This is a genomic window from Bacillus sp. FSL K6-1284, from assembly GCF_038002625.1.
Classification (GTDB): domain Bacteria; phylum Bacillota; class Bacilli; order Bacillales; family Bacillaceae; genus Bacillus; species Bacillus paralicheniformis.
Genome location: NZ_JBBOCW010000001.1, coordinates 1,963,849 through 1,987,855, shown reverse-complemented (window position 1 = coordinate 1,987,855; position 24,007 = coordinate 1,963,849). Strand labels below are relative to the sequence as shown.

The 24,007-nt window shown below is 41.9% G+C and carries 25 protein-coding genes and 3 pseudogenes; 7 read left to right on the top strand and 21 right to left on the bottom strand.

The window, feature by feature from the left end; genetic code table 11:
- Positions 1-44: 44 nt before the first annotated feature.
- On the top strand, positions 45-245 hold the full coding sequence (locus MHB72_RS10300) for a hypothetical protein (RefSeq protein WP_216920615.1): 201 nt from the start codon (positions 45-47) through the stop codon (positions 243-245).
- Positions 242-541, top strand: coding sequence for a spore coat protein (locus MHB72_RS10295; protein ID WP_020451487.1), 300 nt, complete (start codon positions 242-244; stop codon positions 539-541). Before MHB72_RS10300 ends, MHB72_RS10295 begins: the two co-directional genes overlap by 4 nt.
- Before the next feature lie 46 nt (positions 542-587).
- Here MHB72_RS10295 and MHB72_RS10290 read toward each other — a convergent pair whose 3' ends face one another.
- Together MHB72_RS10290 and yjiC are read right to left on the bottom strand one after the other, a co-directional pair.
- Positions 588-2,165, bottom strand: coding sequence for an APC family permease (locus tag MHB72_RS10290; RefSeq protein WP_020451486.1), 1,578 nt, complete (start codon positions 2,163-2,165; stop codon positions 588-590).
- A 126-nt stretch (positions 2,166-2,291) separates the two neighbouring features.
- Positions 2,292-3,482 carry a UDP-glycosyltransferase YjiC gene (yjiC, locus tag MHB72_RS10285; RefSeq protein WP_020451485.1) on the bottom strand — a complete coding sequence of 397 codons (1,191 nt, stop codon included), beginning with the start codon at positions 3,480-3,482 and terminating at the stop codon, positions 2,292-2,294.
- A gap of 454 nt (positions 3,483-3,936) precedes the next feature.
- On the opposite strand from yjiC, the gene MHB72_RS10280 reads away from it, so the two are divergent.
- On the top strand, positions 3,937-4,953 hold the full coding sequence (locus MHB72_RS10280; protein WP_020451484.1) for a serine hydrolase domain-containing protein: 1,017 nt from the start codon (positions 3,937-3,939) through the stop codon (positions 4,951-4,953).
- Between the two features lie 33 nt (positions 4,954-4,986).
- Entirely contained in the window at positions 4,987-5,637 is a 651-nt protein-coding gene (locus MHB72_RS10275; protein ID WP_216920613.1) for a TVP38/TMEM64 family protein, read from the top strand.
- A 49-nt stretch (positions 5,638-5,686) separates the two neighbouring features.
- Here the strand turns inward: MHB72_RS10275 and MHB72_RS10270 are convergent, their stop codons facing one another.
- The 7 genes from MHB72_RS10270 to MHB72_RS10240 all read right to left on the bottom strand — a co-directional run bounded on the left by MHB72_RS10270 (position 5,687) and on the right by MHB72_RS10240 (position 12,934).
- Positions 5,687-5,998: a YbjQ family protein gene (locus MHB72_RS10270; RefSeq protein ID WP_216920605.1), complete on the bottom strand. Its 312-nt coding sequence runs from the start codon at positions 5,996-5,998 to the stop codon at positions 5,687-5,689.
- 279 nt (positions 5,999-6,277) lie between these two features.
- Positions 6,278-6,790 carry a ClbS/DfsB family four-helix bundle protein gene (locus tag MHB72_RS10265; RefSeq protein ID WP_216920830.1) on the bottom strand — a complete coding sequence of 171 codons (513 nt, stop codon included), beginning with the start codon at positions 6,788-6,790 and terminating at the stop codon, positions 6,278-6,280.
- Positions 6,791-6,910: 120 nt separating this feature from the next.
- The gene (locus MHB72_RS10260; RefSeq protein WP_254122135.1) at positions 6,911-7,051 is read right to left on the bottom strand and encodes a hypothetical protein; all 141 of its coding nucleotides are present in this window, start codon (positions 7,049-7,051) and stop codon (positions 6,911-6,913) included.
- A 116-nt stretch (positions 7,052-7,167) separates the two neighbouring features.
- The gene (locus MHB72_RS10255; RefSeq protein WP_254122133.1) at positions 7,168-8,538 is read right to left on the bottom strand and encodes an MFS transporter; all 1,371 of its coding nucleotides are present in this window, start codon (positions 8,536-8,538) and stop codon (positions 7,168-7,170) included.
- Positions 8,539-8,831: 293 nt separating this feature from the next.
- The gene (locus tag MHB72_RS10250) at positions 8,832-10,301 is read right to left on the bottom strand and encodes a potassium/proton antiporter (protein WP_020451480.1); all 1,470 of its coding nucleotides are present in this window, start codon (positions 10,299-10,301) and stop codon (positions 8,832-8,834) included.
- A gap of 126 nt (positions 10,302-10,427) precedes the next feature.
- Positions 10,428-11,105: a YoaK family protein gene (locus MHB72_RS10245; RefSeq protein WP_020451479.1), complete on the bottom strand. Its 678-nt coding sequence runs from the start codon at positions 11,103-11,105 to the stop codon at positions 10,428-10,430.
- A gap of 410 nt (positions 11,106-11,515) precedes the next feature.
- Positions 11,516-12,934, bottom strand: coding sequence for a flavin monoamine oxidase family protein (locus tag MHB72_RS10240; protein ID WP_195536439.1), 1,419 nt, complete (start codon positions 12,932-12,934; stop codon positions 11,516-11,518).
- Between the two features lie 235 nt (positions 12,935-13,169).
- On the opposite strand from MHB72_RS10240, the gene MHB72_RS10235 reads away from it, so the two are divergent.
- On the top strand, positions 13,170-13,280 hold the full coding sequence (locus MHB72_RS10235; RefSeq protein WP_020451477.1) for a YjcZ family sporulation protein: 111 nt from the start codon (positions 13,170-13,172) through the stop codon (positions 13,278-13,280).
- A gap of 182 nt (positions 13,281-13,462) precedes the next feature.
- Here MHB72_RS10235 and MHB72_RS10230 read toward each other — a convergent pair.
- Positions 13,463-13,949 (bottom strand): annotated as a pseudogene (locus MHB72_RS10230) (YjdF family protein).
- Positions 13,950-14,461: 512 nt separating this feature from the next.
- Between MHB72_RS10230 and MHB72_RS10225 the strand changes: the two are divergent.
- Both MHB72_RS10225 and MHB72_RS10220 read left to right on the top strand, forming a co-directional pair.
- Positions 14,462-14,854 (top strand): (2Fe-2S) ferredoxin domain-containing protein, encoded by a 393-nt coding sequence (locus tag MHB72_RS10225; RefSeq protein WP_105978877.1) that lies wholly within the window; start codon positions 14,462-14,464, stop codon positions 14,852-14,854.
- Between the two features lie 10 nt (positions 14,855-14,864).
- On the top strand, positions 14,865-15,857 hold the full coding sequence (locus MHB72_RS10220; protein ID WP_146873765.1) for a CobW family GTP-binding protein: 993 nt from the start codon (positions 14,865-14,867) through the stop codon (positions 15,855-15,857).
- Positions 15,858-16,328: 471 nt separating this feature from the next.
- Here the strand turns inward: MHB72_RS10220 and MHB72_RS10215 are convergent, their stop codons facing one another.
- The 11 genes and pseudogenes from MHB72_RS10215 to MHB72_RS10165 all read right to left on the bottom strand — a co-directional run bounded on the left by MHB72_RS10215 (position 16,329) and on the right by MHB72_RS10165 (position 23,971).
- Positions 16,329-16,958, bottom strand: a complete 630-nt coding sequence (locus tag MHB72_RS10215; protein WP_145624319.1) for a hypothetical protein — start codon at positions 16,956-16,958, stop codon at positions 16,329-16,331.
- A 381-nt stretch (positions 16,959-17,339) separates the two neighbouring features.
- Complete coding sequence (locus MHB72_RS10210; protein WP_145624317.1) at positions 17,340-17,747, bottom strand: CDI toxin immunity protein; 408 nt, start codon at positions 17,745-17,747, stop codon at positions 17,340-17,342.
- 15 nt (positions 17,748-17,762) lie between these two features.
- A pseudogene (locus tag MHB72_RS10205) lies at positions 17,763-17,975 on the bottom strand (hypothetical protein); the annotation flags it as partial.
- Positions 17,968-18,367, bottom strand: a pseudogene (locus tag MHB72_RS10200) (DNA cytosine methyltransferase); the annotation flags it as partial. The pseudogenes MHB72_RS10205 and MHB72_RS10200, both read right to left, overlap by 8 nt.
- Before the next feature lie 114 nt (positions 18,368-18,481).
- Positions 18,482-18,991, bottom strand: coding sequence for a ParB N-terminal domain-containing protein (locus MHB72_RS10195; RefSeq protein ID WP_195258080.1), 510 nt, complete (start codon positions 18,989-18,991; stop codon positions 18,482-18,484).
- Positions 18,992-19,067: 76 nt separating this feature from the next.
- Positions 19,068-19,571, bottom strand: a complete 504-nt coding sequence (locus MHB72_RS10190; protein WP_145624312.1) for a hypothetical protein — start codon at positions 19,569-19,571, stop codon at positions 19,068-19,070.
- Positions 19,572-19,628: 57 nt separating this feature from the next.
- Positions 19,629-20,009 (bottom strand): hypothetical protein, encoded by a 381-nt coding sequence (locus MHB72_RS10185; RefSeq protein ID WP_186438593.1) that lies wholly within the window; start codon positions 20,007-20,009, stop codon positions 19,629-19,631.
- 309 nt (positions 20,010-20,318) lie between these two features.
- Entirely contained in the window at positions 20,319-20,714 is a 396-nt protein-coding gene (locus MHB72_RS10180; protein WP_145624310.1) for an immunity 22 family protein, read from the bottom strand.
- An 11-nt stretch (positions 20,715-20,725) separates the two neighbouring features.
- Positions 20,726-22,714: a ribonuclease YeeF family protein gene (locus MHB72_RS10175; protein WP_254122131.1), complete on the bottom strand. Its 1,989-nt coding sequence runs from the start codon at positions 22,712-22,714 to the stop codon at positions 20,726-20,728.
- Between the two features lie 239 nt (positions 22,715-22,953).
- Entirely contained in the window at positions 22,954-23,742 is a 789-nt protein-coding gene (locus tag MHB72_RS10170; RefSeq protein ID WP_105980493.1) for an alpha/beta hydrolase family protein, read from the bottom strand.
- Positions 23,735-23,971, bottom strand: coding sequence for a hypothetical protein (locus MHB72_RS10165; RefSeq protein WP_043927495.1), 237 nt, complete (start codon positions 23,969-23,971; stop codon positions 23,735-23,737). The genes MHB72_RS10170 and MHB72_RS10165 overlap by 8 nt, the downstream gene beginning before the upstream one ends.
- Positions 23,972-24,007: the final 36 nt, after the last annotated feature.

Sequence of the window (24,007 nt, the reverse complement as noted above, 5' to 3'; positions counted from 1 at the left end):
ATGTGTCCTTCACACAATAACAAATCTGAAAGGAATGTTTGCAATTGAATAATGGGATTCATGAAACATTGGAACTGCATGAGCTGTTAATGTTTAAAAACCTTTGCCTGACTAAGTCATCAACAATGACGGGAATGGTGCAGGATCAAGAGCTTCGCGACATCTTGGAACTGGATGCTTCCCAAACAAAGCATCAGATCGAGCATTTGCAAGGACTGCTGTCAATGAGAGGTGAAACCGTATGAACGAATTCATCCAAAACATGACAGGAATGGGCGCGATGACTGAACAAGTGATAGCGACCGACTTTTTAATCTCAGCGAAAACCGGTGTCAAAAACATTGCCACTGCTATCACAGAAACATCTTCTCCAGAAGTGCGTGAAACGCTTAAGCAGTATTTAAACGACGCGATTGATACTCATGAACAGATCACAAACTATATGATGTCAAAAGGTTATTACCATCCTGCCAATTTATCTCAACAAATTCAAGTTGATACCAAAGCTGCCGAAACAGCTAAAGATCTTCCGCAACTGTAATGAAAACGCGTGAATCCCCCGCAGTCCATACGCGGGGGATTCTTATTTAAACGGTTTCTTCTTTTTTCTCATCATAATCAATGACTGCCTTTGGAAGGGCCGTATATTTCGCCCAGTAAAATACCGCAATCGATCCTGCTGCGATCAAGATTAAATCGACCGGCGTCCTCAATAGGCCCACGCCGTTACCGAATGAGCCGAGATACGACAAAATCAAGAGCATGACATAATAACCGACAATCCACCAGCTTGATTTAAGCTGCTGTGCAAACGAAACATCGTCTTGGGGAACATATTTTTTACACGCGCAATAAACGGCAAACATCACGAGCTGCGATCCGAGCAGCCATGACACGGTGTTCCAGCCTGACCAATAGACGATATACGACGCAAATACGAAGGAGACAGGAGCAATGACAGCCATCCCCTTGATTTGCAGAGGCTTGTTGAGCTGCTTGGCATTCACATTCAGCGCTGCCGCTGAAACCGGAGCAATCGCATAGGAAAGAATCAGGGCTACAGAGCAAACATTGACGAGCGCGTCCCAAGACGGAAAAGGAAGCGTCCAAAAAACGGCGAGCGCGAACGACAGCCACAACGACGGACGCGGAATTCCCGTCGATTTATTCACCTTGGCAAACACTTTGAACAACGTGCCGTTCCGCGCCCATGCATAAACCAAGCGCGACGTCGTATTCATAAAAATATTGCCGTTTCCGCCGGGTGATAAGATCGCATCCAGAACGACAAGAGTGGCAAGCCAGCCCATCCCAAGAAGCACCGCGATGTCTTTGAATGGAAGAGAAAATTCCTTGCCGATCGCTTTCCAGCCGTCATTCAGCATATCAGTCGGGATGGCTCCGATAAACACCACTTGCAGTATCGTATAAATGCAAGCCGAAACAATGATGCAAATCAGCAGAGCGACCGGGATGTTCCGCTGCGGATTTTTCACTTCACCGGCGACCGAAACGATCGGATGAAGACCGAGGTATGCAAACATCACCCCGCCGGTCGAAATGGACGCCTGCACCCCGTCAAAGCCAAACGGGGCAAATTCTCCCGCAAAGTTGGCCGACTTAAAATGGAATATCAATACGACAATGATCGTCAAAGGAACAAAATACTTAAAAACCGAAATGATTAAATTTGATTTCGCAAACGCTTTGACACTCCAATAATTGAGTAAAAAGAACAAACAAAGCAGCACAAACTGCAAAAGCCAGCCGATAATCGTCGGCGATTCAGAACCTTTTATCGTCAAACCGGGAAACCAATAAGCTACGTATTGCCTGACAGCGGTCACTTCGATTGAAATCAGGCTTGTATAGGCAACGATCGTGATAAATGAAATCAAGTATCCGACAAGGTGGCCGTGGGTATACACCGGATAGCGGATAATCCCGCCCGTCCGCGGCAAAGCAGCTCCCAGCTCGGCATAAACGAGGCCGATTAAAAGGATAATGACGCCGCCGATAATCCACGAAAAGCTTCCCGCGGGCCCGGCTTTTGAAGCGACATTGCTGACGGCAAACAGCCAAGCCGAGCCGAATATCGCTCCCATGCCGATCAAAATCAGGTCAAGCAGAGAGATCGTTTTTTTGAAATTGCCCTGATTTGACAAATCACTTCCTCCTTTTTAATACATTTAATAGAAGGTAGTATGTTCAAAAAGCGCCTCTGTATACTTTTCCCGCTTCCTTTCGGCTGCAACAAAAAACCCGGGGATTTCCCGGGTTCCTTCATATGGTTATTTCACTCCTGCCGGTGCTAAAAATGACTCAATTTCATCTGCGGCTTTCTCGGCTCCTCCTGCTTGTTTAATGTGCTCTTGCATGTCCTTTACGCGTTTCAGGACATCCAGGTTACCGTCCGTCTGGGAGACGGCTTCCCGCAATGAAGCAACTGTTGTGTCCTCCGGCTGCAAATGCTTGCCAAGCCCGAGTTCTTCGACGCGGCGGGCAGTGATTTCCTGTTCAGGCATTTGCGGGACGGCAACAAGCGGTACACCGGCATTCAATCCTTCCATCGTACTGTTCATACCCCCATGGGTGATGAAAAGCTCTGCTTTCTTCAGGATTTCCAGCTGGGGAACGCGCTGATGAATCGAAAAGTTATCAGGTATGTCGTCAAAGCTTTCAGGATCGATTGTCGTGCCGACAGCCATGATCACCTGCCACTTCGTGTCCCTGAATGCTTCGATGCACATATGATAAAATTCCGGCCAGGCATTGAACGCCGTCCCTAAAGAAATCAGCATGACAGGACGGCCGCTGTCAGAAATAACCGGCGTGTCTTTTTCCTGAAACTTGCGTTTGGCTAGAGAAGGACCGACAAAAGAGAACCGTTCATCAAACGTTTCGCCGTAAGGCTGAAAAGCACGAGGCATAAAGACAATGTTCAATTTTGCCGGTTCGAACATCTCTTCAAAATTAAATGACGGAAGATTCGCATTTTTCAAAGCGGCTTCTTGCTCAGGCGTGAGCTCGATCTTAAACTCTTCAGACATTGATTTGAATGAAAAATGTTCGTTCTGTGCATATGTAGAACAAAGGCGAACCGCCTCTATTCCAAACTTCTCAGCCAGCATTTTTCCCGCCATGGCCATAAAGTCAAAAAGGATGAGGTCAGGCTTGTCATTCTCATAAAGCGCTTCAAGCTGAGGAAGAACCTCCTCCATTTCTTTCATAAACATCATCGGAGCCTGTGTCATATCTTTTTTATTTTTCATCAGCTCCCGAATTTGCTGCGGATCGATATTTAAAGTTGAGCGGTAGTTGAGCGGCTCTGCCCCAGTTTCCTCAACAGCTTTCACAAACTCATCCGTTACCGGATATGTTACCCGATAACCGCGTTTGACAAGGCTTGCCGTTAAAGCAAGCGTCGGATTAATATGCCCGTGAGCGGGAATATTAAAAATCGCGATATGTTTTTGGCCCATTTTTTAACCTCCCGTTATTTTTCGCTTCATAACAGTAACGATGATTTTAAATCTCTTTCACTATGTTAAACAACATATTATAGATAATAAAGGAAAAACCCTTCAAAATTAAATTAAAATTAAAAAATACTAATATAGTCCTTTTTCTCACAAAAAAACACCAAACTTTAGACCTTAGTTTAAGGCCGCACTCGACTTTATTCCCCTTTTCGATACTGCCGACTTATATTTCAATCGTTTTAAAACAAAAAACAACCGTCAAAACAGCACTCGTTTTAACGGATGTCATGAAATTGCCATATTTTAAATTTAGTTTAAATTATTCTGTAAATGATGGTAAATACAAAAAAATTTTTATAATGTTATTTTGTCGCGCTTCCTGCTTCATTTCCTTTCAAAACTATCGTTTATCGTTTCCTTCTCCTCATAATTAGATATGAAAGGACTGTTGTTATTGGTATATACAGCGGAACATCTTGATGATTATTTAATGGAACAAGCATCCAACAATCATTTTCACGGCAGCATTTTGCTAGCAGACTCAAACGGTATTCTGTTATCGAAAGGATACGGTTATGCTAATTGCAAGGACAAAGTGAAGAATAAACCGTCTACACGCTACCAAATTGCTTCGCTGACAAAGCAATTCACAGCCATAGCGGTCATGCAGCTGCAAGAAAAGGGGCTGCTTCGTACTGATGATCCGGTACAAAACTATTTAGAAGGCTATCCGAACGGCGACAGCATTACCATCAAACATTTATTAAGCCATACGTCCGGAATTCCTGATTTTCTAGAGGAAGAATTGCTCGATATTGAGCTGGAGCGCGCACCGTTAGACCAATTTATCGGCCGGTTTATTGACAAACCGCTCGAATTTCGCCCGGGACAAAGGTTTAATTACAGCAATTCAGGATACATATTACTCACAAAAATCATTGAAACAATCACAAATGAAGCTTATGGAGATGTCATTCAAGAATTGATCTTTGACCCTTTAGGCATGAAAAACTCCGGTTTCTTCGCTTCCCCGGAAGATATTTCGCCCACAGTCGGATACTTATGCCTGAATCGCGAAATGATCAAAGCGCCTATCGTATACGGCTACGGGGAAAGCGGGCTGTATTCAACCGTTGAAGACTTGTACTTATGGGACAGGGCGCTTTACACTGAAAAGCTTGTCACAAAAGGCGCTTTGAAAGAAGCGCTTTACAGCTGTGTCAAAAAACCGGCTTTTGCAGCCGAAGGCCCTTCTCCGGCACTCATTCAAAACAATTCGATCGGATACGGATGGTTTATTAATCATCAAAACAAGTATAAAATATGGCATGATGGAGAAATCCACGGTTTTATCAGCTCGATTAACCGATACATAAACGAGAAAAAAGTGCTGATTATGCTCAGCAATTGCAACCTGTCAAAAACAGACGAGATTTTGGCAAACGTGGAAGAAGCTTTATTGCAAATATAGAAGCTAAAAACAAAGAAAGGCAGCGGGAGCGGTATGATCAAAAAACTATTCACTATCATCATCATGGCAAGTATCATCGCGGTCGGATTCGTCTGCAAAGATTCCTGGCTCGGCGTCATCAGGGACGGAGGCGTTTATTCGGTGCTATTCAGCATGCTGCTTGTGGCGGCCTGTGTATTTTTCCCGATCGTCCCGTTTGCGCTCATTGCCGGATTAAACGGCGCTTTGTTCGGAATCGCAAACGGCGTGCTGATCACGCTGACAGGGTCGATGCTCGGCACCATGCTCTTGTTCTTCCTCTCACGTTACGGATTCAGAGATTTGGCTCGCAAACGCTTAACGAAATACCCGAAAATGAGCGAATATGAAGCCTATTTTAACCAAAATGCTTTTACAGCCGTACTATTGGGCAGACTGATCCCCGTTATCCCCGCCGTTGTCATGAATATTGTCTGCGGTTTAAGCAAGGTGAAATGGGCTGTCTTTTTCGCGGCTTCGACACTTGGAAAAATCCCTAACGTTCTCGTCGTCTCGATCGCAGGTGCTAATTTCAGTGAAAACAAGCTGATCTCTATCGGTGTCTACGGCTTATACATGGCGATCATCGCGCTTGTCATCTACAGAAAGTATCCCTATCTGACTCAAAAACATAAAGAGACCAAACAGACAGGGAAGCCTTCTTGACCCGCTGAGGCGGCAATGATAGCCGCCGCCTTCGTTTTTCGGTTGAACGTCAGCCGATTACAACAGCCGTACCATATCCGATTAGTTCGGAGGTACCCTGGCCTGCAGATAGTTCGAACCTTAGACCGACGATCGCGTTTGCTCCGAGTTCTTCAGCTTGATTCACGAGCCGTTCCCTCACAGCTTTTTTCGAATCCTCAAGCATTTGGGTGTAATTTTTTAATTCTCCGCCAATGACCGACTTCAATCCTGACAGAATATCTTTTCCGATATTCCGCGACTGAACGATGCTGCTGGTGACAAGCCCTTTGACTTCGACGATATGTTGATTCGCGATTGTATCTGTTGTGACGATGATCATTCATATCCTCCCTTTTCCTATACTTACTAGCTACCATACCATATACGCCGGAAGCGTGCAGTTATTTATCCATCATATCGGCTGGATTTTTAAAATGTTAAGTTTTTTATGCAAAGTTTTACCACATTGCATAGCCGCATCGTTTCAATCGCGGGCTTTTCACAAAATGGAAAATGCCTCGAAAGAAGTGAATATAGATAACTTTATAGCGTTGTTAATTTCAGCTTCACAAGAAAAATTGAGTATCTTTTGAATGCACTTCTTCATGTTAACACGATTTCATCCCAGTTGATTCTTCTTCCACTTCCTTATTTTAGTCCTGAAGTTTTTAAATGGAGCCACAGAGTTGACGTGAATGAACCTTATAGCAGGCCACTTCGTGTTTTCACCTGTCCAATTCAAAGTACCTTGGGTGAATAATTCTTCATCCGTGAGCGTATCAATCCAAGACTGAAGTTGTGCCTCTGCTTTCTTGAATTCTTGGCGAAGCTCAGTTAACGAAAAGTGAGAATACATATCGTAAAAAGATTGATAAAGAGCACCCAGTTGGTTCCATTTATAATGAGGAGAGGGAGTGACAACGGTTTTTCCCAAGCGCTCATCCCTGTCCCAGCTCATCAACAGGTTTAACCATCCGAGCTGATAAGCAAGGATTTCCCCTGGCGTTCGATCTACGTCTTGATCCCGAACATCTCTATACTGATCGGGGATATCGTCAAACTCCCCATCTAGTAACAAATAACGCTTATGAATTTCTTCTTTCAAATGTTTCTTGGACTCGTACACTGTAATCCCTCCTTGATATCAACTATAGTGTACAGGATTCGTCCGACTTGTTTTAAACTATTTAATAAAGAACAGTTGAATTTCCGTGTCAAGAGGTAATGTGAGCGGTTCCCTGCCGTCGACCCTTCAGAGGAACTCTCCATCCCAAAATTCCTTGCGGCCATTCGAATACCCTCCGCGCATCACAAGAATCGGCTTCCCTTCACCTACTCGCGAATATTCAATTGTCAGTCCGTCAATTTCAAAGGTGCCGATGCTTCTTTTCATCATTTTCATCCTCTCAGGAAGCTTTATATTAAATACGATTTTCTTTTCATTATGTTCCAGAAAAACCAGTCAACATAAAAAACGGCTGGGCGGTCCCGCCCAACCATTCGAATATGTTAAGATTTTTTGCGTTTGCAAGTCAATAAATATAGCAATCCGCCAGCCAATACAAAGACTGTGAATATGGCAAACGAGCGGCTGAATACAGCGCCCCAGGCATTGTCCATTGCCGGAAGCGCAGAATAGCCGAACCCGCGCACTGCCATCAAGCCTCCTGCAAATGCGACGCCTATTCCTTCAGATAAAAAACAGGCAAAATTCAGCATCCCCATTCCAGCGCCTGCAGCCTCTTCTTCCAAGCTTTCTGCGGCACTATTGGAAATCGACGTCTTCACAAATGAAAGACCGCCAAATATAAGCACGAGCAGCATCGTCATCAACCATGGTGTCCGGTCACCGAACTGTGACGCGGCCGCTATGGTTGCCAAGACCAATAACCATCCAAGAGTAAAAACAAACCGGCTGCCGAAGCGATCGGTAAGGGCTCCCCCCGCGACGCCGAAAAAGATAACGCCCACACTACCCGGAAGCATGATACCGCTTCCGATAATATCGGCATTTAAACTGAACAAGACTCTCATCATATATGGAACGACAGAGACGATTCCCGCAACGCTTCCCAATACGATACATCCTGCCAAAACGACGCCTATATATCTGCGATTCTTGATTAAAGACCGGTCAATAAAAGGATGTTCCGCATATCGGGTATGAACCGCAGCTCCAATCAAGCAAAAAATGCCCGCCGCTAAATAAAAGACATGATACAGCGATATATATACAGCGAACATCACAATGCTGATTGTCAGCAGTCCGATCCCTATGATATCCAAATTTGCTTTTACAGCGGCTTCAGCAGGCATATTTCTGAGGAAGAATGGAATCGACATCAGCGCCGCCATCGGAAGAAGGAACAGAAACGACCAATGAATATGATGTACAATCATTCCGCCGATAGCCGGACCTATTCCCTCGCCCATTGCCACCAGTGATCCGACAAGGCCGAACGCTTTGCCCCGGCCCTCCGGACGGACATAGCGTGTAATGATGACCAGGATAAGCGCGGGTACAGCGGAAGCCCCGGCTCCTTGAACAAAGCGCGCAAAGATCACGGCCGTGAAATAAGACTGAGCCGAAAGACCTATTAATGAACCTCCGCCATAGATGATTAGTCCGGCCACAAACAGCTTTCTGACACCGTACATATCAGAAAGCCTGCTGTAAACGACCGAACCGGCAGCAAAGGAAATGATAAAACTCGTATTCACCCAATTTGCCGCGGCAGGCGACACGTCAAATTGATTTTTTATGTCCGGCAATGCAACATTAAATACGGTTTCGTTCATCACACTGAAGAAAGCGACAAAGCTAAGCCACCAAAACGCCTTCTTTTGATGCTTGAAGGACTGTATTTTACTGTTTTTCAATTGAATGATACCCCCAAAATTATAGGGGAATCACGCAGTTTATAGGGTTAATGATGCGCTTTCCCCTCGAATGTTAACCCATTTATTTTTTTGCACTTCATCATTCATGCGCCTCCTCATATTTGATTTTTAAATTATACAATTGATCAACAAAGGGATCAATGTAAGGAACATAAGCTGAACTTTCACATTGCAAAAAAAGGCCAATGAAGAATACCGGTGCAGTACCCTTCATTGACCTTTATTCGTGACATACTGAGCAAGCCAGCCTTGTCCTGTGCTTTTCCGAAAGCTTAATCAAATTCCCTGTTTAATAATTTTTTCAGTTCCTTTTTTTGTTTTTTCGATACGAGGATATACAAAATATCGCCTGATTTAATTTTCGTTTCTCCGTGCGGCGTGACCAAATCTCCGTTTCGGATGATCGCATTGATCAAGGCATCTTTCGGAAAGCTGATGTCTTTCAGTGCCTGCCCGGTGATGGCTGTTTGGTCATCGACTTCAAATTCGATAATTTCGGCGTTCGCCTTGCCGATGGAAACAAGCTCGAGCGAATGCGGCGCTTCGACTTTCTGCGGTCCGTTCAATTTCAATTTTTCTGCGAAGACCGATATGGTTGATCCTTGGATCAAAGCCGATGTTAAAACAACGAAGAATACGACATTGAAGACCAATTGGCTGTTTTCAAGCCCCATCGTCATGGGGAATGTTGCGAGAACGATCGGAACGGCCCCTTTTAATCCGGCCCACGACAAGAAGATTTTTTCGTTAAAATGAAAGCCCATTTTGATGGTCGACAGAAAAACGGCAACCGGTCTGGCGATAAAAATTAAAATCAGCGAAAGCAGGAAGCCTTTGAAAATGATATCGAAAGATAAAAATTGGGCAGGAAAAACCAATAATCCTAGAATAATAAACATCAAAATCTGCATCATCCAGGCAAAGCCTTCATTAAACCTGAAAATAGAATGTCGGTAAGTCAAATCTTGATTTCCGATGACAAGCGCAGCAATGTAGACGGCAAGCAAGCCGCTCGCCCCGATGACATCTGTAAGACTGTAGGTAAGAAGCGCAAAAGCAAGAGCAAAGATCGGATAAAGTCCGCTTGAATCCAAGTTGATTTTATTGATGGCAAAGCTGGCGAACCGCCCGAGTACATATCCGAGCAAAAGCCCCATTCCCATCTGCCAGAAAAATGAAATCACAAGCATGAAATAAGATGAATGATCAGCCGTCAGCAGCTGGATGAGCGATAAAGTCAAAAACATCGCCATCGGATCATTTGTACCCGACTCTGCTTCCAGTGTAGAGCTCAATCTGTCTCTAATATTCTGGCCTTTCAAAACGGCGAAAATCGCTGCCGCATCTGTAGAACCGACAATCGCTCCGAATAAAAAGCCTTCCATCCAGGAAACATTAAAAATCAGTTTGGCCGCAACCGCAACCACACAGGTGGTCAGCAAAACGCCAATCGTTGCGAGCGACAATGAAGGAACGGCGACCGCTTTGATTGAAGACCATTTTGTTTGCAGACCGCCTTCAAAAAGGATGACGACGAGTGCGATAACTCCGATCAGCTGGGCTAACTCGGGATTATTAAAATAAATAATTCCGAGACCGTCGCTCCCCATGATCATCCCGACAATCAAGAACAAGACGAGAGCGGGCACTCCGAGCCTAGTCGAAAATTTCGTTGTCAGTACACCGATAATCAGCAATAAGGCCGCTAATAAAATAAACTGCTCCATATTAATGTGTTCCAACCATTTATCCTCCTCCCAATCTTAACCGATACTGGTGCTGTCCCCCGTTCTTTTACCCGAACAGGCACCCTCATAAAACGTATGTAACAAACGATGTTCGCGTATGCTCGTGTATGGGACCGTCCTTCAGTCTTCACTCCGTCCGTGAAACTTTGTGCCTGCAATCGCAATAATCCCAATAATGATTGTGATTGGAATCCAAATCACGGCAAACGGATGCGCAGGCTCAGCAAGTGCGGCGATGACGGCCCCCAGGCAATAGAGCACAATCGTCAAAGCGCGAAGCCATGCGTCCTTATGGATGACCTTTTGGTCGTTTTTGCTGAGGAACCGTTTTGTCACATCTTCGAAAAAGTTTGCGAGCGTCCCCGTTAGGACAGTAGTGGAAATCCCTGCAATGCCGAGCTTTCTGGCTGCTGTAGTCTGAAGCCCCATCGCCATGCTTAACAGCAAGATCAAAAAGTGTGGCGAACTTTCATAGAAAGTCAGACAAGCAAATAGAAGCAATACGGCTGCTTCAACAGCAAGTGCAATCGTGACGCCTGACGGCCAGAACGATTTTTCTTGTTTTCCGACAATGGCTGCTGAAATAATCACGCCGATGATAAATCCGAACAATGCGATCAGCGAGTACACGGCGGTCGCATGAAGAGAATTGCCGATTGATAATCCTAACAGGACGATATTCCCGGTCATATTAGCAGTAAATACGTGACCGATACTTAAGTACCCAATCACATCTACAATACCTGCTGTCAAACAGAGAAGCAAAAGCATGATGTTTCGTTCAAGAGCAGCATTCAATGTGATTCAATCCTTTCGAAGCTATTCTGCCCGGCGGAATGTTAAACCATTCCATCCGGTATGTCATGAGCCTTTCCTAAGGGAAAACTCGATTTGGGGGCTTTTTTATTGTTAGAAAAAGAGGGGTTCTTAACGAAAAAATGCGGGCGATCCGATCATGCACCTCAGCAAAACACTTATCGCTCATCGTGTTACATCTACAATTCAATTGTATCATAAGCATTAAAATTTTTTATAAATGAAGTTCTTAAAAACTTGTTTTTAAGAAATGGGAACACATTTCTTACTGTTTAGGAAGCAGCCGATCGGCGTTTATTGCATGATCCGTCTGTTTGCCTTAAATAAAAACGAACGAGCCGCCTTTTAAAAGCGACTCTTTCCCATTCCTTCAATACTTGCAAAGTTCATGGTTACACGCGGGAGGACTGATTCACTTCATATGCCGCCCGTATTCCCGATTCAATCGCTCCCTGCATCCACCCGTGAGTGAGGGAAGCGTGCTCCCCGGCAAAATACACCCTTCCCTCAGGCATAGGAATATAAGGATACAGCTCCAATTCCTGACCAGGTTCGAAAGCTGTAAATGCTCCCGCTGAAAAAGGATTTTGCGTCCAGCTGAAAGAAGCGCCTGATACAAACTCGGAATACACGATATCTCCATATATTCTCGCTAAATTTTTCAGCGTATAGCGGATCCGCTCTTCTTCCGGCTGACTGTCCCATATCAGCGCTTCATCAGCCCACGTATAGCTCGCTAAAATAACAGCATGACCGTGTGTCCCTATACCGCTGCTTGGATAATATGAAAAGCGAATCGGCAAATCGGTAATGGATCTCCCGCCGCGCTGCCCGACTCTTTCCCAAAACCTGCTCTTAAATTCGATTCCTATTTTTGTCGCGGCAATATAGTTAAGCTCCCGAATCGCTCTCCGCTTATGGTAGGAAAACGAATCAAACGGCTCAAATGTCACAAATCGCAAAGTTGAAAAAGGAATTGTTACGATTGTGAAATCACTTGTCAGCGCTGAATGTTCTGCCGACTGTTGGTGGATACAATGGGCTGTCACATTGTTTTCAGTTTGAGATATTTTCATCAATTTATGACCAAATAAAATATCGCCCTTTAATTGCGGAAGAAAAGCTTGCGTCAGCAAGTCCATGCCACCTGTAATCTCATAGAAACGAGACGGCGATGTAAAAAAGATCGATTCCCTTAATACTTCGACAAGTGACAATCCCATGTACGCTTCCATGTCCAAAAGCACACCAATCATATCAATGGAGCCGTGTGAAAAATGAGTGTTGAGAAAAGAGCCCAACGATTCGTTTCTGTATTGTTTTTCAACAATACGCCAATTTTTCGCCGGATCTTGGCTGATAAAATTGAGGATAGGCTGCAATGCAGAAAGCATCAGCTGTTCAGCCGTTTTCCCCTGCTCATGGGGAGCAGCCGGGAATCTTAAAACACCCGGATGTCTTTCAAACTCATGAAGACGGGTTTTCACGCCGTTGACGTAAAGAATATCCATGGGGGTTCTGTTGATAAACTCATTGACAGGCAGATTAAATTTCTTAATGTATTCTATCGTTAAAGTATGAATATCGGGGATGCGCATCGGACCGGCATTGAAATACAACCCTTCGCTAAAGGGCGCACGGGAAGTAAAAACACGTCCTCCCGCTCTGTCATTCGCTTCCACGATCGTCACTCTGTGCCCGGCACTCTTTAATAAAGACGCTGCGACAAGCCCGGACAACCCGGCACCAACGATCATTACTTGCTTGGGATACTGTGTTGTTTGAAGGCCGTTTCTAATGATATAAAGCATGTCTCCCTCAGTTAATTGAAAATTCAATTTACTCAGCGCCCTTTTCGGTGGATTTATTGCATTATATTCCGTTTAAAGGACGCCAATCACCATTTTCATCCTCTCTGCACGAAGACTCCGCATGAGGGCGCAGTTGCAAATGGGTCAACTATTTTTAAAAATGTAAATCAATATCCTATACCGAATTGATAAAGATACATAGGATAAACTATGTATCTTTAGGGAGGTGAAACATATGAGCGGAGGTTACGGATACGGAAGCGGTTTTGCTTTAATTGTTGTCCTGTTCATTCTCTTAATCATCATTGGTGCCAGCTGGTTCGGCGGTGGTTATGGAGGCTATTAAGTTCTAAAATGGTTCTGTTTTAAAAAGCAATAACCTATGACCTTCTCCTTATTTTACATGTTCTCCCCTCTTGCTTATCGTTATTGACTCCATTATGAAAGGCTCTTTTTAAAAAGAGCCTTTTTTTAATACAATACAGGAAAACGCCCCTCTATTGAGCTTCACTTTGCTCCAAAGAAATTCTATTTTCCACTATGCTTTTGTTTCGCTTTTTGCTTTCTGAGTAAATACTTTTGTTCTTTTTCCTTTTCCCGCTGCTCTTTTGTCAGCCGCTGTTTCTTTCGTTTTCTTGCTTCCAGCTCTTGTTTTATCGCTTCTTGCGCCTTATGAGACACACCAGCATTTTTCAATTCTTTAGACACTTGCCGCTGCAGCCTTTTCGGATTTATTTTGCGCGGGCGGCGGGCGTCCAGCCTAACTCCTTCCTGATCTGCTTGTGACAGTGCCTGTAAAAGTTGATGATGAACAAAATGCAAAACTTCCGAATCCTTCGGCTCTTTGCCAAACAAATGCCGGACGGCTCTCAGCTTACCTTCAATCACAACTTCAATGACTCCTATCCAAAACTGACCATCATAGTAAACCGTTAATTTCATAACGATTCCCTCCTCCATCAACATGTACTTCAGAGAATGACGGACATCCCGAGGAGGGGAAGGTTACTGGCATGATCAATCATGCATCCGGACTACCAACCGAATCGTGTTTTTTCATTCTCCGCTAAAAATTTTATCAATTTTTCCGGCTTAGGAAAAGGGGTAAAGTTCTTTTATATTCAGTACAATAGTATAATGCAAACCCTCCCCTGAGCCAGATAGGCTCTGGCTGAAAAAGAAGCTGCTCAGATCTCATTGGCACCGTTTAACCTCTTCTATTTGCGTTTGACTTGAAAAAGAGATAAAATGATTTTTAAATCGTAATAATTACGTTTTGTTTGCCGTATTGAAAGAGAGACCATATAAATAAACAACCAAAGGCGGCAAGAGAAGGCTGAAATATAGAGAGCTTGCGAAAGGAGTGAAAAGCTCAAGGTGACGATGAAATGCGGAGCTTACCCCACCGTCTCCCCGGTTATCGGTATCACCTTTCGGGACAGTTATCGACCGGGGCTTACTTAGTTCTTTATCATTTTACCGCTTTCAAATCGTAATAATTCTGTATTATTCGGAGGAAAGATACATATGGCGACATGGGATTTAAGTAATATGAAACATCATATCTTTATATGCAACGGCAGCAGCTGCAATCGGGTCGGAGCTGAGGAACTGACTCAAGTGATTCGGCAAGAAATTTCAGACCGGGAGCTTGACGATGTCATTCATACAACGCGCACGCGGTGTAATGGAAGATGCCAAGATAAGTGCGTGGTCATCCACTATCCGAAAGGAACATGGTATAAAGATTTAAAACCTGAGGATGTCCCCCTCCTGATTGACTCGCTTTGTACCAATGAAGATTATCAAGAAAAAGCAAGTTATTTGTATGATGGCCAACGTTTCGAACGTTCATCTGGCGTCATCGCCGGGATTCCAAAAGACAAAGAAAAAGTAATCAAAGTATCGAAAAAATTGTAAATGAGGTCGAATGATCATGCCTTTAACTAAAAAGAAAATTCCTGTCACTATTCTCACTGGATATTTAGGCGCCGGGAAAACCACACTTTTAAATCGAATACTTACAGAAAAACACAATCAAAAGATTGCGGTTATTGTCAATGAGTATGGAGAAGTCGGGATAGACAATCAGCTCGTCGTTGATTCTGAAGAAGAAATTTTGGAAATGAACAACGGCTGTATCTGTTGTACGGTCCGCGGAGATTTGATTCGCATTCTGAGAACTCTTGTATTCTCAATGGATCAAGGGAAAGTTGCATTCGACCGGGTTTTAATCGAAACAACAGGACTGGCTGACCCAGCACCTGTTGCCCAGACTTTTTTTATGGATGAGCTGCTGTCCGACATATTTGAAGTTGACAGCATCGTCACGGTAGTAGACAGCAAGCATATCGCCAGACATCTGGATGATCAGGATGAAGCTCAAGAACAAATTGCTTTTGCTGACGTCATCATCCTCAATAAAACAGATTTAGTATCAAATGACGATTTGGAATCCTTGGAGCAAAGACTTGTCAACATTAATCCTGCGGCTAAGAGGCTGCATGCCAGAGATTGCAAGATCAATTTAAAAGATATCCTGGGGATCAATACGTTTGACGTCAATCGAAAACTTGAAATCGACCCTCATTTTCTAGAGGATCATCATCACCATCATCATGATGATAAAGTGTCTTCTATTGCTTTTCGGGAAGAGAAGCCTCTTGATTTGGCAAAAGTGGATCATTGGATGAGTTATCTCGTACGGGAAAAAGGCGAAGATTTATTACGTTATAAAGGGATCCTTTCTATTAAAGGGGAAGAATATCGAATCGTATTCCAAGGGTTGCATATGCTGTTTTCAGGACGTCCGGATCGCAAGTGGAACGAAAACGAGACAAAACAAAGCGAACTTGTTTTCATTGGAAAGGACTTGGACAAAGAGGAACTGGAGCGGCAATTTAAAAATTGCATCGCAAAGTAACATTTCTCGCTTTGTTGGCCCTCTCTTTGCTTAATAGAAAGACCCGAGATTTGATTTTGCGAGTCTTTTTCAAGGGCAAAATGAGGTTTTAAGCAGGTTATCTCCTGCTTTTTTGTTCTTAAAACAACAGCCCTCAAGTAATTCCGAGGGGCTGTTGCCAAATGATAAATGGTTTGGCACTTGATCTGATTTATCTTTTTTTAGCCCGATCCCCATATCAATTTCAAAGTCCTTGATTTTTCAGAGGGGATACTTGGCCTTTATGATCTTTACTCATCATCAAGGCTGTATTTGAGCGCCCTGTCTACCTGACAAATTTTTTCAGCTCCGTATTTGTTTCTTTCTCGTCTATGGATGGCAGAAAAGACAAATGTTCAGCAGACATTATAACCCCCTCCTTAATATAAAAAGAGACACCAAACGAACGCATCAAGCGTAAGTTCAGTGTCCGCAAGTTGTTTGTCTTAGCCTTTATAAAAACTTAGGATTCAAGGTTTTATTAATCAAATCCTTTTCTTTTTCCATAACATCCTGATCTTTAAAATAAATTTTCAATGTAAGAGCGTCAGTAAACATAAAAACTTTATTATGATCTGAAAAGAATAGGTATTGATTTGATCTTGCCGCCATCTTCCCAATAATGGAATATTCATTAATATTTTCGATCTTATATCCTCTACATGTTTCAAGCAAAGTTGGTTCCATACTGTATAACCCTTTAGAAATCAGAAAATTTTTATACTCTTTATACGCGATGCTAAGCTCTTGATCTTGATCATCTATATCTTCTAAATCTATTTCTCCTTCCCAATACGCACTTAAAAAAGGAGTAATTATTGTATTTTCAAAATTGGTTAAATAAGGGGTGACCCATTTAAAGAATTGATCTTCTAACTCAATCCATTCTTTTGATTCAATGCAAATTTCAGAATAGGGGTTCTCGACTGATTCAAATCCAAAAGAACTGTAAAAGTCTTTTTTCTTCAATTTTTCATCTGGCATACCAATAATTAAATTAAATTCGTTTTGTTCATCATCTTCCCAGTTGAAAAATTGGTATTCTGACAACTCTTTTAATAATTCTGTTGTTGCTAATTTCATTTCTTCACCTACTTAGATAATATTCTACTAACCCTTAAACAGCAACTCCTTCATATAGGGCGAGCTTATCTTCATGATCAGGAAAGATGCCCAAGTTAGAATCAATTAAATGTCCTCCGTCATTATCATCTGGCAGCCTATCTGGTTTTCCAATTTTGGATTGAGCATGCAGAGTCTCTTCTTAGCAAATAAACATCGTAATGAAATATCAACGCTTGCGTTCGATACTGTAGAGACTTCAGCCGCTCCTCCTGTGAAGCAGACGACCTTCATCATCAATTTCGCATGACAAAAAGGTCCGGAAAAAGTTCCCCTTTCTCTCGGATTTAAAAAAGCACTTAATCAGGGATTAAATGCTTTTTAAAACGCAGAACGATACCATCAGTCGGTTCTATAATTATTAGCCATACCAATGGTTACATCTCCATCATGAAAAAACTCAATTACAAATCCATATGGACTGTACATGAAAGTGTCTGAGCCCACTGCAGTTACATCATCAATAACCTTTAATGCATTATCTAACTCTGTTTTAATCGCTGGATAATCACCGAAACTCCATAGTAGAATGATTTCTTTATCCTCTATATTATTCTCAGTCAACCAGTCATCTATATCCTCGGCATACTCAATAGACTTGTGATTCTTCACTAACTCCCATTGAATTCTTCCCCAAGATGTAAATGGATATTTTGATGCAAGTTCTTGATGAAATTTCTCTGTTGTTTCGTTTGATAAAACTTTTTTATGATCCCCTAATGCTTCTAAACATTCTTCATACAAAGTCATATATTAAACACTTCCTTATTTATTTAAATGTCTTAAAAGGGTTTTGTATGTTTTTTCATTACCCTCAAAAGGAATATAAACTTTTTTTGCTTTGTCTCCCTTTCCATTTCGATAATCTTCAACATTTATATGAGATCCCTTTTCAGGATCGTAATCTAGCCTCCAAAGTACTTTATGATCAGCAGAAATTCTTCCTGTTACTTTACCAAATCCTGCACTCTTTCCTATAACCTTTTGCATTTCCACTGACCATTCCTTTGACATTCTCGGCCACAAAGATTTTTGGCCGCAACCTTTCAACAGCATCAAGGTAATGAAAAAATAGATCATCAAGTGACTGTTTGGCCTGTCCTTCACGAAAGGCTTTTTCTTTTCCCCAAGCCTTTTCCCGATCACCCGCAATAGAAAATACGCTACAGGGCGGGGAACCATCAAAAATATCTAAATCGAACAATTCATCAGGCAGATTTTCCATTTTGTTAAAGTCTCTGATGTCCATAGTCTCTGATGTCCATAAGAAAAGGATATTTCGGATTATGATTCTTCCTGTAAATCTTCATCATTTGCGGATCGATCTCACAGTTCCCCAAAAGATCGTAGCCGGCGAGCTTATAGCCCATAGAGGAACCCCCGCCGCAAGAGAATGTACTGAATACTTTAAGGCCATTTTTCTTGATGTTTTTTAAATCGGCCAACTTCCAACGGTATTCTTTCTTTTCCATGTAATCACCTATTCAAAATCCGCATTGGGGGCAGGTATGTTGGAAATGATCATCTTCATAATCATCCAGGTCTAATTCCTGTCTGTCATTGATTTTTCCTCCGTTGCCTTCATGCTCAGCCAGCTCTCCCAAGATTTCATCTATTTCACTTTCTGAAAAGCCTGTAAGGGATAGATCAAAATTATTGTGCTGCAGTTCTTCTAAAACCTGTTCAAGTTTGTAATCATCCCAATCGCCGCTGATCTTATTTAAAGCCAGGTTGAGCGCTTTTTCCTCAGCTTCATCCAGTTTGACAACTGAAACAAGGAGAGTCTTTGGTTTTTCTTCCATGAGGATTTTAAAGCGTTGGTGGCCGCCTACAAGGTTGCCAGTCCGTTCATTCCAGACTAATGGTTCAACGGCTCCAAAACGTTTCATTGATTGTTTTAGTGTTTCATATTCTGGATCCCCCGGCTGCAGATCGATGCGGGGATTATATGCCGCAGGATTGATTTTTTCTATTGGAATAGATTTTATTATCAATAAGCTCACCCTTTATTAAAAAAGAGACGTCTTTTATAGACATCTCTTAGTTTGTTTATCATTAACTTAGATATTATCAAAGTTTCTCTTTATATTTTTTCAAGATATCACTAATTAAATTTACATTCCTTTCAATACTATTTATACTTGCTTCCCAAACGTGTATATCATCCTCATCCTCGGGCATGTAGTGTTCTAAATCATAAAGACTATTCTCCATCTTAATAATACACTGAAAAATGGATTCTCGATCTTCAAACGCAATCTTAATGTCTTTAACCAAATCTTCCTTTATTCTATTTAACTTACTAACGATTATTTTTTTTCTTTCCTCAAAACTTTTATTATAAGACTCTAAATAGAGGTGCGTTTCCCCTAAATGTACGGCCCTAAAAGCAAACTTTATCGTTTTAACATCCTCTTCTAAACTTTCAAAAAAATAATAAATATGGATAAAAGCATTTTTATGTTGAATTTTTGCAACTCTCCAATTGTAAAGGGAAAAAAATAAGGCTACAAGGCTAAGTCCTATTGTTATGCAAGAAAAAACTATTTTCACATTATCCATTTTTATCACCATATCTTATTTATGCTCCCTTAAATATACAGCTAACATAACAATAGGTAAACAAAACTTTTATTTTCTTCGAACTCGCCCTCCCACTCTTTTATAAGTATCACGTTTGGTTCCCATAATTTCTTCCCATTCTTTTCTGGAAACCTTCTCATTTTTCGCGGCTGAAGCATAAAATTTCTTTTTATCATCTACAGACAAAAGATCTCTTAATTTCATACTCATTCTCCTTACCGAATAAACACCACCTTGCGCTATTCGCTTTTTTGAATTAAAAATGGCTCCAGCTAATCTCCAGGAGGACGCAAAGATTAAAGGGAGCCATATTGAAATGATTTCCTTTGCAAACGGGATCTCACCGCTTGCGTTCCCCGTGACTATCGCGCGCAATCCTGCATAGACTCCAGCCGCTCCTCCTGTGAAGCTGACGACCTTCATCATCATTCGATACATCCGAGTTCACACTTGATAAGGGAAGGGTGCGTCTCCCATTCTGGCCAATAAAAAAGCGGCCACCAATCAGCTGCACAACATCCGTGTGCAAAAGATCAGTGTCCGCAGGCTCTCCTTCTTGGACTCAGGTATACGTTCGTTTTTCTTGTCTCTATCGTATGACAAAGTGGAATAGAAAAAGTCCCCCATTTTATCCCCCTTTTTGTCGGATTTTTCTCGGATTTGAACATAAAAAAAGCACTCAATCAGAGATTAAGTGCTAAAACAAGTAATTGTCAGTTCTGTAGTTCCGTTTTATCTTTAAACATATGAAACGGATCCTATAAATTTAAAAGTATACCCATCGTTAACAATTTCATTTCTTTTCCCTTCATAATCAAAGTTATATAGTAAAATAGCAGAGTTTATATTGTTCGGAAGTTTTTTACCCTGAATAGCTTCAAAACGAGGTAAAATGATTTCATCATATGAACAGCCACCTATTAATTCGTGCAACTGTTCTTTATTCTGATCATGAACTACCTTTTCGATAAAGTCTTCATCTAAATCATCAATATCTATGTAAAAGTCTTTTAAAAACGCAGAAGGGAGGAAGTCACCTTCTTCTTCATCATACGGTAATTCAACGTATTCATTTAATTTATCATCAGTTTGAATACTACCAATCCATAATGAGACATAATTTTCTCGTTCCATTTTAAACCCTCCTATTTTTTTATTCTTAGCCCCTCAGGTAAAGCTTCAACTCCACCTTTTAGTCTGTAATTAGCCCAATTGTTTAACCTTCGTACAAACATATTATAATCTTTGGATGAATCTATAATCTTTAATAGCTCGTTGTGAGCAGCAGTAGAGCCTAGTCCACCGTGCTTTCCAGTCGGGTTAACAAATTCCACTTCATTTATTGCCGTTCGTAGCTCTCTAATTTGTTCAGCCGTTACTCCCCAGTGTTTAAAAGTTGGGGCTCGTGAAACCAGATGCCACTCATGCATTCCTCCCGGAGCTCGGAGCTGCCTTTCTATGGCTCTTCTAATTTTTTTGTCACTCCAGAGTTCATCTAATTGTTTAGTAGATAATGTATTAAACCATTTATTGAATTCCCCACTTTTAAGAGTAGGTACAATGGTTTTCCGTACTTTTTTTACAGTCTGACCCGAAGTTCCTTTATTACTGTTGAAAAGCACACTCTTCTTCTTATCCTCAACCAGCTCACGGATCAGAGGTGTATTCTTCACGTTAATAGAATTCGGTGCATCCTGAAGAATCCCTTGTAATGCAGGAGTGTAACGATTATTAGGTGGCTTAATTGACTGTTTTATAGTCTTACCGGCTTTCTTCGCCTTGTTGACCGCGGCTTTCCCCGCTTTTGCAAGATCTTTCGAGCCTGTCGAAACAGAAGATTTTCCGCTTTTCAAACCCCACAGGCTGCCGATCATATAAGTAAAATAATGCGCTCTTGAATACGCATCCCCATGTACTACTTTCTCATCCCATTTTTCCGCCAACGTGTCAACCATACTCATAAAAGCGCCCTTATAATCGTATCCAAGAACCGTGTCTAAAACGACTTGTGGGTCTTTATGTAAATGGTCGATTGTCCATCCAATATTCCACCCCAGCTGAATTCCGCCATCAACAAAATCTTTCGCAAGATCATATCCAGCGACAGCGCTGCCTTTAACTGATTTATATACAGGGCCTAAATATTTCTCCCCTGCCTCATCTAATTTTTCCCCTGCATCCACTACACCATCTATAAAGCCTTTGCCGGTCTCTTTAATATTATCAATTGTCGCTTGAAGGGGGTCATCCCAGAACTCAATAGATTTAACATGCTCCATTTGCTCTGATGTGAGATTATTATAACCAATTTCTTTAGCAATCTTAAGATATTCCGCTGAATCGGATGTATTTTCGAGCTTTTTTCTCAGCTTATAAAGTTTAACATCATGTTCACTAACTTTGCTAACTTCTTTTTCAAGCTTCGATCTCTTATCCAGCTTATCCAACATGACGCCCATCGCTGTGTCTTGTCCACCACGCAAAGCATCTATCTCATCTGGTTTTAAAATCGAGCCTTTTTGATAGCCGGTAATTTCAATTTTAGGCCCTGTGTACATTTTTTCAAGCCTGGTTATGTATCTCTGCATCGTTTCCAGGTCGTTTTCAGCGGTTTTAAGAGCACTTGTCTGTTCGCGGTCAAAAGTGTGCAGCTTTTCAATTGTCTGATTGATTTCCTTTAATGCTTTCCTGTTCTGTTCATGAAAACCGCTGTCATTCAAATCAGGCAAATCGACAATGTGGCTGACTTTTGCGATCGTGGCATTTGTTTTAGATACTAAATGCTTCGTTGTGCGGTCGGCCGCATTCACCCCTTGTTCCAGCTCGTGTTCGAGAAAGGTTTGCGAAATAAATCCGTTGTGGTTTGGCTCAAGAGAATTTAGCGCGCTTTTCAATTTCTTTAGCGTGGAACTGTATTCCTCTATGAAAGTATCATAGAACCGCAAAAAAGGAGTGTGGCACTCCTCGTAAAAGGCGCGGATCGCGTCGCCGCCTTTTCCTTTTAAGGCATCATCAAGTGATGTGATCCCTTCTACGGCTTTTTTGACTTTTGCGAATTCGTCTGACTGATGTTTTAATTGTTCCAGCGTTTGATCAATGGCTTTGTGCAACGCCTGAACATCAAGAGTTTTCATAGCATTCTCCTCTAATACTAAAGTGACATACCACGAACTATTTTACCACTTTGTAGAAAATAATTGGTGGATAAATCCTGCAAATCCATGAAAACGAATCTTTTAGACTAGTCTTAAAGACCGAATGGAGGAGAGTAGCCTAATTTGAAATAAACCTGAGTTTTCAGTCTGCAGCTACTCTTTTCATTTCACATCAGTAGAATTCTCATTAACCTAGCTTGAAGCATCAGTAGCCGCAATTATCCCAGCGCCCGCGATGAACATATTATATCAATTACTGAATTCCATGCTGTTGAGGTAGGATCAATAATTTTAAAATGTTCCACATATGGAAGCACAATTAATCTAACATTACTGCCTTGTTCGGTTGCCTTGAAATAGTAGTCCTTGCTTAACTTTATTGGAACATGACGATCCTTCACTCCATGAATTAAAACATGATCGGTTTTTATCGGCAACAACTCAATTGGAGAAACAACTTTATAGCGTTCAGCTACCTCTTGTGGTGACCCCCCCATTAGTGCGGATACATGACTTTTCATTCCTTTTTCTTCGTGAAATTCCCACATTTTTTTTAAGTCTGTTACTCCAGCCAAACTTATTACTTTCTTGATAGACACTAACAGCTTATTAAACATTTGATCTGATTTTGTTTCAGTTCGAGAGGCTAGCCAAAGTGCTAAATGAGCTCCTGCCGAATGACCCATAACAATTACATTTGACAGGTCTAAATGATAAGATTCCTTTACCTGTGACAGATGATTTATAGCATCAATTATATCGTTAAATGTCCCTTTCCAACCTCCTCCTTCTTCCCCTACTCTGCGGTACTCAATGTTCCAAGTGGCATATCCCCTACTAGTTAAATCCTCAGCAATAAGATTATTTTCTTCTAAGTCATATTTCGACTGCCAAAAACCCCCATGAATCAAAACAACTACTGGGCAAGGCTCTTTCCTTTCAGGCACCCGTAATACACCGTATTGCGAGTGATGTTTTCCATAAGATATTTTAACTTTATTAGACATCATTCTCCTCCCCCTTACGTGAGGCATCTGCAAAAGATCCGAAAGCACCCCATCCGATCGATGCGAAATCGAGCCGGGCTATAGCTGTAGATAAGCAATAATATCTTTTTTTAGTTCTGTCCTTATCGCTTATAAACCAATTTTCCTCATCTAAACATTTTGCGTCGTAATGTTCTTCCTGGAAGTCATGATCTTCATCAATCAAAGCACTAAACATGTCCTTTTCCAATTAAAATCAAGACATCCCTTCACGATGCCAATATGT